At 60.0% G+C, this 12,383-nt stretch carries 10 protein-coding genes and 2 tRNA genes; 3 read left to right on the top strand and 9 right to left on the bottom strand.

What is annotated here, in order from left to right:
- Positions 1-3: 3 nt before the first annotated feature.
- The 3 genes from AAA021_RS05560 to AAA021_RS05550 are packed head-to-tail and all read left to right on the top strand — an operon-like array spanning position 4 to position 3,859.
- On the top strand, positions 4-1,575 hold the full coding sequence (locus AAA021_RS05560) for an ABC transporter substrate-binding protein (RefSeq protein WP_349088337.1): 1,572 nt from the start codon (positions 4-6) through the stop codon (positions 1,573-1,575).
- Between the two features lie 22 nt (positions 1,576-1,597).
- Positions 1,598-2,620 (top strand): iron ABC transporter permease, encoded by a 1,023-nt coding sequence (locus AAA021_RS05555; protein ID WP_349088335.1) that lies wholly within the window; start codon positions 1,598-1,600, stop codon positions 2,618-2,620.
- Entirely contained in the window at positions 2,621-3,859 is a 1,239-nt protein-coding gene (locus AAA021_RS05550) for an ABC transporter ATP-binding protein (RefSeq protein ID WP_349088334.1), read from the top strand.
- A 95-nt stretch (positions 3,860-3,954) separates the two neighbouring features.
- On the opposite strand, the gene AAA021_RS05545 is transcribed toward AAA021_RS05550, so the two are convergent.
- The 9 genes from AAA021_RS05545 to AAA021_RS05505 all read right to left on the bottom strand — a co-directional run bounded on the left by AAA021_RS05545 (position 3,955) and on the right by AAA021_RS05505 (position 12,261).
- Positions 3,955-4,566, bottom strand: coding sequence for a TetR/AcrR family transcriptional regulator (locus tag AAA021_RS05545; RefSeq protein ID WP_349088332.1), 612 nt, complete (start codon positions 4,564-4,566; stop codon positions 3,955-3,957).
- Between the two features lie 119 nt (positions 4,567-4,685).
- On the bottom strand, positions 4,686-5,990 hold the full coding sequence (locus tag AAA021_RS05540) for a lysylphosphatidylglycerol synthase transmembrane domain-containing protein (protein ID WP_349088330.1): 1,305 nt from the start codon (positions 5,988-5,990) through the stop codon (positions 4,686-4,688).
- A gap of 149 nt (positions 5,991-6,139) precedes the next feature.
- Positions 6,140-6,216: transfer RNA gene (locus AAA021_RS05535), tRNA-Glu, on the bottom strand.
- A 22-nt stretch (positions 6,217-6,238) separates the two neighbouring features.
- A tRNA-Glu gene (locus AAA021_RS05530) sits at positions 6,239-6,315 on the bottom strand.
- A 127-nt stretch (positions 6,316-6,442) separates the two neighbouring features.
- Positions 6,443-7,837, bottom strand: a complete 1,395-nt coding sequence (locus AAA021_RS05525) for an HD domain-containing protein (RefSeq protein WP_349088328.1) — start codon at positions 7,835-7,837, stop codon at positions 6,443-6,445.
- A 195-nt stretch (positions 7,838-8,032) separates the two neighbouring features.
- Positions 8,033-8,965: a 1-phosphofructokinase gene (locus AAA021_RS05520; RefSeq protein ID WP_195361479.1), complete on the bottom strand. Its 933-nt coding sequence runs from the start codon at positions 8,963-8,965 to the stop codon at positions 8,033-8,035.
- Positions 8,966-9,153: 188 nt separating this feature from the next.
- Complete coding sequence (locus AAA021_RS05515) at positions 9,154-10,086, bottom strand: 1-phosphofructokinase family hexose kinase (protein ID WP_006233969.1); 933 nt, start codon at positions 10,084-10,086, stop codon at positions 9,154-9,156.
- Positions 10,087-10,160: 74 nt separating this feature from the next.
- Positions 10,161-11,864, bottom strand: coding sequence for a phosphoenolpyruvate--protein phosphotransferase (gene ptsP, locus AAA021_RS05510; RefSeq protein ID WP_035138206.1), 1,704 nt, complete (start codon positions 11,862-11,864; stop codon positions 10,161-10,163).
- A 133-nt stretch (positions 11,865-11,997) separates the two neighbouring features.
- Complete coding sequence (locus AAA021_RS05505) at positions 11,998-12,261, bottom strand: HPr family phosphocarrier protein (RefSeq protein ID WP_349088326.1); 264 nt, start codon at positions 12,259-12,261, stop codon at positions 11,998-12,000.
- Positions 12,262-12,383 lie beyond the last annotated feature (122 nt).

Genomic DNA, 12,383 nt, shown 5'->3' with positions numbered 1-12,383 from the left:
GCCATGCGGTCGATTCTTCCCAAGGGGGAAAACAGGAAGCGCCACAGCATCGCGGCGCGCGCGATTGTCTGCGTTCTCGTCGCCCTGCTCGCGCTTCCTTTCGCGGGGTGCAGTGCGAGCCCGAACGCGCCCGGTGACACGGCGGGCTCTCAGGAATACACTGTGAGCGTCTCGCTTTCCGGTGGGTCAGGGCGTGCAAGCATCGCCTCACCAACCACAATTGTGAAGGATGGCGACACCTACACCGCGACCATCACCTGGTCGAGTTCGAACTACGACAAGATGACCGTCGACGGCGTGGACTACGCGCCCGTAAACGACGGCGGCAACTCCACGTTCGAGATACCCGTCACGCTCGACGAGGACATCGCCGTGTCGGCCGAGACCGTCGCCATGTCGACGCCGCACACCATCGACTACACGCTCTACTTCGACTCATCCACCATGAAGGAGAAATCGGGCGACGAAGCAAGCGGCGGCTCCCCTGCGGGAACGGCTTCAAGCGCCGCGGCCGACTTCCACAACGCCGATTTGGGCTGCGGCTGGAAGCCGACGGGGACGCTTCAGCTTGAATACGCCGAGCACTTCACTGTCGACGAGTTCGAAGGCGGTCTGCGGCTTATCTGCATTTCGAACGGGGAGCGCTTCCTCGTGGTGCCGCAAGATGCGAAGGTACCTGATGGGTTGAGCTCCGACATCGCGGTCATAAGGCGCCCCGCCGACAAGGTGTACCTCGTGTCGTCGGCGACGATGTGCCTGGTCGACGCGCTCGATGCGAACGACAATATCATCATGTCGGGCACGAAGGCCGACGATTGCTCGGTCGCGGGCTTCAAAAGCGCACTCGAAAGTGGGGCGATCGCCTACGGCGGCAAGTACAGCGCGCCCGACTACGAGCGAATATCGGCCTCGGGCTGCACGCTCGCCATCGAGAACACCATGATCAACCACACGCCCGATGTGAAGGGAAAGCTGCAGAAGCTCGGGCTCGTCGTGCTCACCGAACAGTCGTCGAGCGAGCCCGAAGCACTCGGGCGCGTCGAGTGGATTAAGCTTTTCGGCGTCCTATTCGACAAGGAAGACGAGGCCGCGCACCTGTTCAACGAGCAGAAGGCCCGCGTCGAGCAAACGTCGAGGCTCGCGTCGTCAGGTAAAACCGTGGCGTATTTCTACATTAACTCGAACGGGGCCGCCGTCACGCGGCGGGCGGGCGACTACGTGGCGCAGATGATCGAGCTTGCAGGCGGCAACTACGCGCTCGATGACGCGCAGACGGCGTCGACGTCAGGTTCGTCAGTAACGCTCGAAATGGAGCGCTTCTACGCGACGGCGAAGGATGCCGACATCATCGTCTACAACGGCACCATCGACGAATCGGTTGCCACCTTGAACGACTTCGTAGGCAAAAACGCGCTATTGTCGCAGTTCAAAGCCGTGAAGAACGGCAACGTCTGGGTCACAAGCGCCGACATGTACCAGCAGATGACTTCTACCGCCGACATTATCGACGAGCTGCACGGGGCGTTCACCGGCGATGACGCGAGCGACTTCCATTATCTGAGGAAGCTCGGCTAGCACCATGAGAAGCCGACTTTTCATGACATACGACGAATCGGGGCGCGCCGCGCGGTGTCGCGTCGTGACGGCGCTGCTCGCCGTTGCCCTCATCGTGCTCGTCGGGGCCAACCTGTGCATCGGGAGCGTGCTCGTGCCCGCAGACCACATCCCCGGCATCCTTTCGGGCGGCGCGGCCAATTCCATGGAAAGCCAAGTCATCTGGGAGATTCGCCTGCCGCGTGTGCTTTCAGCCGTGCTTCTCGGCGGGGCGCTTTCCCTCTCCGGGTTCCTGCTGCAGACGTTTTTCAACAACCCCATCGCCGACCCGTTCATCTTGGGCGTCTCCTCGGGCGCAAAGTTCGTCGTCGCGCTTACGATGATCGTACTTCTGGGCGCGAACCAGGCCATGTCCTCGCCGGCCATGGTGGTCGCAGCGTTTCTGGGCTCGCTTATCACCATCGGCTTCGTGCTCCTCATCGCACGGCGCATAAGTTCCATGGCCATGCTCATCGTGGCGGGCGTCATGGTGGGATACATCTGCTCGGCGGCGACGAACTTCCTCATCACCTTCGCCGACGACCAGTCCATCGTGAACCTGCACAACTGGTCTTTGGGTAGCTTCTCGGGTTCGAGCTGGGACGACGTCGCGGTCATCGCGGTCGTGGTGATCACCGTGAGCGCATGCGTATTCGCGATATCGAAGCCCCTTTCCGCCTTCCAGCTGGGAGAAGCCTACGCAAAAAGCGTCGGCGTGAACGTCGCACGCTTCCGCGTGGTGCTCGTCCTTCTAGCGAGCATGCTCTCCGCCTGCGTGACCGCGTTCGCTGGTCCGGTGTCGTTCGTAGGCATCGCGGTTCCGCATCTCGTTAAGTCGGCGCTGAAGTCGTCGAAGCCCATCCGAGTGATTCCTGCGAGCTTCTTGGGAGGCGCCATCTTCTGCGCGGGCTGCGATTTGATCGCGCGCACGCTGTTTTCCCCCGTCGAGCTTTCCATCAGCGCCGTCACCGCCATCTTCGGCGCGCCGGTGGTTATCGCACTCATGTTGAAGAAGCGGGTGAGGTAGATGGGGGAATTCGTGCCGCGGCCCAAAACGCTCGGAGGGGAGTCGAACCTCGAAACCCCGGTAAAAACGCAGGCTGACGGAGCGCCGCTTTTCCGCATAAGCGACCTGTCGGCGGGCTACGACAAGAAGGTCGTAGTCGAAGGCGTCGAGCTGGAGGTTCGCGCGGGCGACGTCGTGGCGCTCATCGGGCCGAACGGCTCGGGCAAGTCGACCATCTTGAAAACCATTACACGCCATCTGGCACCGCTTGCCGGCGCGGTCGAGCTCGACGGGCGGGAGATTTCCCGATGGAAGACGGCGGAGTTCGCAAGGAACCTTGCCGTTATGCTGACAGATCGACCCCGGACCGAGCTCCTCACCTGCCGCGATATCGTAGAGGCGGGAAGGCATCCCTACACCGGGCGAATGGGCACACTCTCGCCCGACGACCATAGTCGGGTCGATGAGGCCATGAAAACCGCACATGTGGAAGAGCTCGCCGAGCGCGACTTCATGCAGATAAGCGACGGGCAACGCCAGCGCGTCATGCTCGCACGAGCCATCGCGCAGGATCCGCGTGTGCTCGTGCTCGACGAGCCCACGTCGTATCTCGATATCCGCTACCAGATCGACCTGCTGCGAATACTTCGCCACCTTTCGAAATCGCGGAATGTGGCTGTCATCATGTCCATCCACGAACTCGAGCTCGCGCAGAAAAGCGCCGACAAGGTGATTTGCGTGAAGGACGGCCGGGTCTTCCGCGCCGGCGCACCCGAGGACATATTCACGCGCGAGACGATTGGCGAGCTCTACGGCCTTCAACATGGCACCTTCAACGAGCGCTTCGGCAGCGTGGAAATTGGGCGCCCACACGGCGATGCGCACACGTTCGTCATCGCTGGCGCAGGTACGGGGTCGGCTGTGTTTCGCCAGCTCATCCGGCAGGGCAAGGCGTTCTACGCGGGCGTTCTGCACGAAGGGGACATCGACTGCGAGCTCGCGCGCGACCTAGCGACGGAATGCGTGGCCGAGCGCGCCTTCGAGCCAATCGGGGATAAAACCATAGCCCGCGCCAAAGAGCTCCTCGTCCACTGCGCACGCCTTATCGTGTGCCCCGCCGCCTTCGGCACCATAAACGCCCGCAACGCAGAGCTCGTCGAGTTTGCACGCTCGCATGGTATCGAGGTCATGCGAGCGTGCGAAGGCGCATCGGAGGATTCCAAAATTGGAGTGGGAAGGATAAACTGGACTTTCTTTTAAGGATCCTCAGGCTACAGCTCCTACGCCGGCAAGGTCTCCAAGGCGCCGGAGAACCTCAGGAACAGGAATTTCCACGCCGACGAGCCCAACTAGGCCTAATCCAAGCGAGATTCCAGACTCGACAGACCATTGAGAGTCAGATCGTTGGCGACCTCAGAGACGCGCTCGATAGGAACCGAGCCGTCAGACAGCGCCCACGTGCGATAGATAGCGATAATACCCGACAGCAAAAACGCCAGATAGTAGTCGAACATCTCGTCCTTGAGACCTTGGGGCAGCAGATCGCGCTCGGCAATCTCATGTTCGAGCGGCGCACGAAGACGAGCCATGAAATCATCGAGCGGAATATTCTCGATCAGCTGACGATTGAGCACTAAGTTGTTGCACAGTGCCTCATTAACGGTTTTAAAGAAGGTCGCCGCCGCGCCAAGAGCGCGCTCGCTGGTGTCACCGTCCATAGAAGCAAGCGTTTTCTCGACCGAGTCGACAATCATCTCCACCACATCGACGGCAATGGCATCGAGCAGGCCGTCAACCGTACCAAAGTGAACGTAAAAGGTCTTGCGGTCGACATTGGCCTCGCGCGCGATGGCACTCACCGTAATGTCTGCCAGCGGCTTTTCCATGAGCAGGCGCTCGAAAGCCGAAAGGATGGCATTACGGCTGCGAACGATGCGGCGATCAAGACGCGGTTTGCTGGTTGCCATGGGCGTGTCCCTTCGATATGCAAGCATTCATCAACAGATGAGAGATAATCTACGTAAGAGGATTATCCCCCATACAGCACAAATATGCCCCGCATCATGAAGAACGCACGACTGCCCTACTACGACTTGGGATGCTTCTTCTTATTGAGTGCCGACGGAGATACGCGAATACCATCGCCTGTCTGGCGCACATAGGCTTTATGAGCCGGCTTAGCGGTCCCAGAAGCCTTCTGAGCGCACTTCTTGGGATCAACGGTAACAGCATTCGTGGGGTGCGGCATAGTGGGCGCAGAGGGCGTCTGAGGCGTGCGGCCGAGCTTGCGCATCACACGATCCCAGCGCGCATGGATGCTCTCGTTGTGGGCGCTCTTAAGTCCCAGCAGGGGCGCAGCCAAAATGGTCGGCGCAATAAACGTAATGAGGCGCCACAGCAGATAGCCGGCGGTCGAAGCCGACCCAAAGAAATGACCCAAGAACAATGCAAAGCCGCCCTCAGCGCCACCAGTTCCACCGGGCAAGGGAACCGCAGAGCTCAGCAGCTGGACAAAGGCGCTCGCGGCCATGACCGAGAAAAAGTCGACCTCGTGGTGGCCAAAGGCAAGCATCAGGAAATACGGAACCAGATAGAAAAACGCGAGCTGCAGCATGGTGATAAACACGGTGAGCAGCATGGAAGAAAAATGTCCGGCCGAAAGCTTGAACTTCTCGGAGAAGGAGTAGATCTCGCCATCGACAAACGTACGCCAACTCTCGATCTTAGTGACCGAGACACCAATGCGCTCGAGCCAATTGATGATGCAATGGGCGACGCGCGTGACGGTCTTAGGCATGAGCGCGACGGCGAAGATGCCAAGCAAGATGCAGCAGTGTCCACCAAAGCTAAAGACGCACAGCAGCGTCATGTCGCCGTAGCGTTCGGCAAAAAACGGCATACGGGCGAGCAGCAGGATAGCGCCCCAGGCGACCAGGCCAAACTGGTACACGATAAAACGAGTGAATTGCGTGGCGCCGGCCTCGCCCACGTTTTGGCCGGCCTTGGTCAGGCGATAGATCTGAGCCGGGGTGGAGCCCATCATCATGGGCGTCAGGTTGCCAAAGAAGATGCCACTCGCCTCGACCGAGATCAGGTCGCGGATGCCGACGGGCGAATTGGGATCGAGCCAGACGGCGATCGCATAGGCCACAATGCCAAAGAACAGGTACATGAACATGCAAAGACACGCGACAACGAGCCATGAAACCTGGACGCTCGACATAGCGGCCCAGAACTGCCCCATCTGCCCAGTTACCACCAGATAGACGATATAACCTACCAGCACGACGCCGATAAAGATGGCGCCGCGGCGTGCGCTCTTATTGTCATCTCCGCCCGAGGCCTCAACCTCGACCTGGGGCTTAGACGTATGCTGAGAGGACTCCGTCATGAGACTCCTTCTAACAGTCAAAATATCTTGGATATTGTACCCGTAAGGGCCATAAGCAGAACGCAAAGCTCTGGTTCAAACGGGAATTGCAGAGGGCTGTATGAAAATAAAAACCCGACCTTCCATGGGAAGACCGGGTATCAGATGCGTGGTAGCCCGTACCAGATTCGAACTGGTGATCTCCGCCTTGAGAGGGCGGCGTCCTAAACCGCTAGACGAACGGGCCATAAGCCTCAGCAGAAAAGAAGTGGTAGCCCGTACCAGATTCGAACTGGTGATCTCCGCCTTGAGAGGGCGGCGTCCTAAACCGCTAGACGAACGGGCCACATGACATCTGCACTGCCGTGCTGCGAAGAAATATATTACGGGACAAAAAACGTCAGCGCAAGAAGAAATTCCAAATTGCCGAAAAATTGTCGGCAGGTTATGGAACACGCAGGTAAACTTGGTAGCTAATTCAAGTTGAGCTGGACCAAAAGAGCTTCGCGCTCGTTGGGAATGTTGTCTTCGATCACGGCGTCGAGGGCGGAGTTGAGAAGCTGACCCAGTTCCGGCCCGGGCTTGACTCCGGCACGGATCAGGTCGCCGCCATTGATGGCGAGCATCTTGAGCGTATAGGGCTCCCCTGCCTTCAGCAGCTTGTGCGCCATCGCGCGCATCTCCTCAATCGTCTCAACGTAATAGAAGCACGACGGGGCCTTGCCAAGTGTGTCGGCACGCTTAAGGTCCATGAGCTCGTCAATCAGGCGGGCCGTGTCGACGCCCTCACCCGAAAGCGCGCGCATCATATTGAGCAGACAAGTGCGCTCGGGGCGCAGCGGCTTGTCGTGATATTTGATGAGCAGGCACACGTCACGCACCAAGTCGTGCGAGAGCGCCAGGCGATCCATAATGACGCGCGCTTTCTTAGCGCCGAGCTCGGGATGACCGTAGAAGTGTCCGCTGCCGGCGTGATCGACCGTAAAGCACTCGGGCTTGGAGACATCGTGCAAAAACGCCGCCCACATAAGGCTCGACGATGGCGCGACGCCGTCGCACAGCGCCAGCTCCCCTGCCACCGTCAGCACACGGGCGATATGCTCGTAGACGTTAAACGCATGATAGACACTTCGCTGATCAAACCCGCGACCCGCTGCCAACTCGGGCACAGCGGCGCAGATGAGCTCAGGGTAGCGCAACATGGCGTCTCCCCCGTGACCGGTCGAAAGAATGCCCTCGAGCTCAATACCCACACGCTCGCGCGCTACGGCATCGAGCAGCGGCGCGCACTCGGCAAGCGCACGCTTGGTCTCGGGCTCAATCATAAAGTCCAGGCGGCAGGCAAAGCGCACCGCGCGCAGCATGCGCAGGGCGTCCTCGTTAAAGCGACGCTTGGGATCGCCGACAGCGCGAATCAGCTTGCGCTCCAAGTCACCCTGGCCGTCGTAGCGGTCGACAAGCCCGCGCTCGGGATGCCAGGCCATGGCGTTGACGGTAAAGTCGCGGCGCGCCAGATCGTCCTCGAGCGAGGCGGCGCGCTCGACGCTCTGAGGATGGCGCCCATCGGTATAGAAGCCATCCAGACGGTACGTGGTGACCTCGATACGCTCGCCATCGGAAATAGCCGTGATTCCGCCAAATTTAATGCCCGACTCCACAACCACGATGCCGGCGGCCTCGAGCGCCGCCTTGGACTCCTGCCACAGGCCGCTACAGCACATATCAACATCGTGGCTGGGGCACCCCATCAGGGCGTCGCGCACCCAACCGCCCACGTACCAAGCCTCAAGACCAGCCGCCTCAAGCGCGCGCAGGACGCGTAGGGACGCATCAGACGGTTGCGTACCGTTGAGCGAAACATTGCACATGCCTATGGCCTCCTGCTCTTGTGAGCGTTAATCGATGGTTCTCAAGAAGTCTAACAAGAAACGAGAAAGCGCGCACACGCAATCGCGTCGTTGATTAGATAAAACGAGACAGCAGACACCACATATGTTCAGCGCGCAAAAAACACCCGCCTTGGTAATCCAAAGCGGGTGTTCGGCAACGATGTATCGATGCGGCTAGCAGACCTGGCGAACCTCGATGTGCTTCTTATATTCGTCCACCTTGGCAAAATCGCCCAAACCGGGGCACTCGACCACGTTGGCACCGGTGGCCATCGACAGGCGCAGGGCGTCCTCGACGCGCTCGGGGGCGTCATGCCACACGGACAGGAAGGCAGCGAGCGAGGAATCGCCGGCACACACCGTCGACAGCAGCTTGACGTCGAAGGTGCGGTTAGCAAACCAGATGTGCTTACCGTTGGAGAAGTACGCACCGGCGCCGCCGAGGGTCAGCAGCACGTTCTTGGCGCCCTTGGCATGAAGCTCAGCCATAGCGCCCTTGACGGACTCATCGTCGCCACCGCTCACCTTAATGCCAAAGATATCGAGCAACTCGTCGTCATTGGGCTTGATCAGCAGCGGCTCCATGGCAATGAGATCTGCCAGCTGATGGCTCGAGATGTCGAGAACGAACTCGGCACCCTTGGCCTTGACGCGGCGCAGAACCTCGGCCAGGAAGCCCTCGGAAGTGTTGGGAGGCAGCGAGCCGCTGATTACCAGGCAGGTCATGTCATCGAGCGAATCGATGAGCTCAAACATCTCCTGCTCATTGGCCTCGTTGATGGCGGCACCGGCGTTGACCATGTTGTACTCGGTGTCGGGGCCGGCATTGAGGAACACGTTGACGCGCGTGATGCCGTCGGTCCACACGGGCTTGACGGGCACGCCCAGGGCCTCGGCGCCCTTGACGATGAACTCGCCCGAGAAGCCAGCGAAGAAGCCCAGGATCGTGGTGTCGACACCGTAGTGGTCAAGCGTAAACGAGACGTTGAGGCCCTTGCCGTTGGGCGTATAGACGGCGTTGCGAGTACGCGTGACGGTGTTGGCAGCAAGGCCGTCGCAGGCGATGTTGTAGTCAATGGCGGGATTTGCAGTGAGCGTGTAAATCATGAATGTTCCTTTCACGAAGCAACGTGTTAATGAAAGTATATTCCACGTATCGGTAAAAGGCTAGGACAACTCGGTGAACGGTGTGGAAGCGATGAAGTACGGCGGGACACCTCTCCCCCGTGGCGGAACAAAAAGGCGCCCCAGCCGAAACCGGGGCGCCGCATGCGCACGAATATGTCGCGTTTCGATTACTGACGATCGAGCTTGCGGACAGCAACGCGCTTGCTGTACTCGTCGACGTGACCGAAGTCGCCGATGCCGACGGACTCGGCAACGTTGGCGCCGGTGGCCATAGCGAGCTTCATGGCCTCCTCGACGTTGTCGCGATCCCTGTACCACTTGTGAAGGAACGCAGCGAGGGTGCAGTCGCCGGCGCAGACGGAAGAGACCAGTTTGATGTTGAACTCACGCTTGGCGTACCAGATGTCCTCGCCGTTGGAGAAGTAAGCGTCGCCGCGGCTACCACGGGTGAGCAGCACGTTCTGAACGCCGGCGTCGTGAGCCATCTTCATGGCAACGCGGACCTCGTCGTCGGTGTCGACCGGCACGCCGAAGATGGCCTTCATCTCGTGATGGTTCGGCTTGATGAGCAGAGGCTTCTTGTGAGCGAGCTCCTTGAGCTTGTCGGAGGACAGGTCCAGGACGACATCAGCGCCACGAGCCTGAGCGTGCTCCATGACCTGAGCCAGGAAGTCAGGCGTAGCTTTGGGAGGCACGGAGCCGGAAACGATCAGGCACTCGAGATCGCCCGCGGTGTCCAGGATGTTGTAGAGCTCCTCCTGGTGCTGCGGCGTGATCGGAGCACCCGGGTTCAGGATGCCGTACTCGTGCTGGCCATCGTTGACGTAGGTGTTAATGCGCGTGATACCGTCGGTCCAGACCGGGCGGCAGAGGCAACCCAGGTTCATGACCTCCTCGACGATGAACTTACCCGTGAAGCCGGCGAAGAAGCCGAGCGCGACGGTGTCGACGCCCATCTTCTTAAAGGCGAAGGACACGTCGAGGCCCTTGCCGTTAGCCGTGTAGCTGGCCGAACCGGTGCGGACGTTCTCGTCGGGCTCGAGCGGAGAGCTCGAAACCGTCATGTCGACAGCCGGGTTAGCGGTTAGCGTGTAGAACATTTACAGTACCCCCTGTATATGTGAGGGCCGCGTGGCCGGCCCATTCCAACCACGCGGTTACCTCTGATACCAAATTAGCGAGCTGCGGACTCGAGCAGTGCCTTGACCTCGGCGGCAGTGTTGCAGGCGAGTGCCTTCTCGGCGAGCTCGTCGCACTCGGCCTTGGTCCACTGGCTGATGGTCTTGCGGGCGCGCAGGATCGACGGAGCGCTCATCGAGAACTCCTCCAGGCCCCAGCTGATCAGCAGCGGCTCGAGCAGCGGATCGGCAGCGGCCTCGCCGCACATACCGACCATGATGCCGGCCTTCACGCCGCTCTCGATGATGTTCTTGAGCGAGCGGAGCACGGCGGGATAGTACACCTGGTACAGGTTGGAGATGGTGTCGTTGCCACGGTCGGCGCACATGGTGTAACCGATCAGGTCGTTGGTGCCGATGGAGAAGAAGTCGGCGACCTCGGCCAGACGGTCTGCGAGCAGCGAAGCGGCGGGCGTCTCGACCATGATGCCGACCTCGATGTTCTCGTTGAACTTGCGACCCTCTTCGGTCAGCTCGGCCTTGCACTGCTCGACGAGCTCCTTGACAGCCAAGACCTCCTCGACGCAGGTGACGAGCGGGATCATGATCTTGACGTCACCGAAGGCGCTAGCGCGCAGCAGAGCGCGGAGCTGGACCTTGTACTGGTCGGGATTGGCCAGGCAGTAACGCACGGCGCGGAAGCCCATGAAGGGGTTATCTTCCTTGACCATGTGCAGATACGGAATCTCCTTGTCGCCACCCACATCGAGCGTGCGGATGATGACCGGAGCACCCTTGAGCGCGCTGGCGACCTTACGGTAGGCGTTGAACTGCTCCTCCTCGGAAGGAAGCTCAGCAGAATCCATGAACAGGAACTCGGAGCGGAACAGACCGATGGCCTCGGCGTCGTGATCGAGCGCGTTGGGCACGTCATCGGGGTTACCGATGTTGCAGGCGATGATCTTCTTGATGCCATCGGCAGTCACGGACGGCTTGCCACGGAAGGCCTCGAGGGCTGCCTTCTCAGCAGCGAAGGCCTCGGCCTTGGCGGTGTAGGCAGCGAGCGTCTCCTCGTCGGGATCGGCCTCGACGATACCCTTGCCACCGTCGACGACAACGGTCATACCGTTGCGCAGCGCGGTGCAGCTGTTGGAAACCGAAAGGACAGCCGGGATCTCGAGGGCGCGCGCAATAATTGCGGAGTGCGACGTGCGGCCACCGGTCTCGGTGACGATACCGGCAACGTGGGCCTTATCGATCGTGGCGGTCATGGACGGCGTGAGGTCGTGCACGACAACGACAGTGTTCTCGGGCAAGACGGAGAGGTCGACGACCTCCTTGCCCAGCAGCTCAGCCAGAATACCGGTGCGGATGTCGGCGATGTCGGCCGCACGCAGACGGAACATCTCGTCGTCCATGGACAGGAACATGTTCTCGAACATGGTCGAGGTGTCCATGAGCGCCTGCTCGGCGCAGGTACCGCCGTCAATGGCGGCGTTGATGGCGTCGGTCATCCCCGGGTCCTGAGCCAGGACAATGTGTCCGCTCATGATCTCGGCCTCGGCCTCGCCCACCGTCTCCTTCATGTGGTCGGCCTGAGCCTGGGTCTTCTCGCAGAAGACCGAAAGAGCGGACTGATAGCGCTCCTTCTCTGCTGCCGAATCAGCAACCTCGTGCGGCTCAAACGTCAAGTCGGGATCGACGGCGACCATGACGGTGCCGATACCGATGCCCTCGGAAGCGTTGACTCCCTGATACATTCCCATTCCTCTCTCCGTGTCATGTGATAAAGCGTTTTGCCATATCCATGACAAAAGAGCGCAGCTACCTTACAACAGGTCACTGCGCCCCCAAATATGAACTTAGTTGTTCAACATGCGACCCGTTTGAGTTCTACTCGCCAAGACCGCTCTTGATGAGCTCGATGGCAGCAGCCAGAGCCTCGGCCTCGTCAGCGCCGTCGCACTTGACCTCGACCTCGGTGCCGCAGGGGATACCAGCAGCCATGAGGGCCATCGGGGACTTGCCGTTGACCTCCTTCTCGGGGGTGACGACCGTCACGTCACAGGCGTACTTGCCCATGGTGGAGGCGAACAGACCAGCCGGACGCATGTGCAGACCCTGAGGATTAACGAGGGTAGGCTTCTCAGAAACCATAATTGACTCCTTTTTGTGTTTAACCCCTGTCATGCATGTGGCAGGAGTCAGATTCACGACGTTGTTTATATTAACTCACATCAAACGGTTTTTCATTGTGTTTCAGACGAATTATTGGACAG

It is taken from the genome of Collinsella sp. CLA-JM-H32, from assembly GCF_040098165.1.
Taxonomy (GTDB): Bacteria; Actinomycetota; Coriobacteriia; order Coriobacteriales; family Coriobacteriaceae; genus Collinsella.
The sequence above is the reverse complement of the archived record's forward strand: the minus strand, read 5'-3'. Positions and strand labels throughout refer to the sequence as shown.

What these genes read in the sequence shown, in the direction of transcription:
- AAA021_RS05560 (WP_349088337.1), top strand. Translation starts at nt 4, where the DNA reads ATGCGGTCGATTCTTCCCAAGGGGGAAAACAGGAAGCGCCACAGCATC.
- AAA021_RS05555 (WP_349088335.1), top strand. Translation starts at nt 1,598, where the DNA reads ATGACATACGACGAATCGGGGCGCGCCGCGCGGTGTCGCGTCGTGACG.
- AAA021_RS05550 (WP_349088334.1), top strand. Translation starts at nt 2,621, where the DNA reads ATGGGGGAATTCGTGCCGCGGCCCAAAACGCTCGGAGGGGAGTCGAAC.
- AAA021_RS05545 (WP_349088332.1), bottom strand. Translation starts at nt 4,566, where the DNA reads ATGGCAACCAGCAAACCGCGTCTTGATCGCCGCATCGTTCGCAGCCGT.
- AAA021_RS05540 (WP_349088330.1), bottom strand. Translation starts at nt 5,990, where the DNA reads ATGACGGAGTCCTCTCAGCATACGTCTAAGCCCCAGGTCGAGGTTGAG.
- AAA021_RS05525 (WP_349088328.1), bottom strand. Translation starts at nt 7,837, where the DNA reads ATGTGCAATGTTTCGCTCAACGGTACGCAACCGTCTGATGCGTCCCTA.
- AAA021_RS05520 (WP_195361479.1), bottom strand. Translation starts at nt 8,965, where the DNA reads ATGATTTACACGCTCACTGCAAATCCCGCCATTGACTACAACATCGCC.
- AAA021_RS05515 (WP_006233969.1), bottom strand. Translation starts at nt 10,086, where the DNA reads ATGTTCTACACGCTAACCGCTAACCCGGCTGTCGACATGACGGTTTCG.
- ptsP (WP_035138206.1), bottom strand. Translation starts at nt 11,864, where the DNA reads ATGTATCAGGGAGTCAACGCTTCCGAGGGCATCGGTATCGGCACCGTC.
- AAA021_RS05505 (WP_349088326.1), bottom strand. Translation starts at nt 12,261, where the DNA reads ATGGTTTCTGAGAAGCCTACCCTCGTTAATCCTCAGGGTCTGCACATG.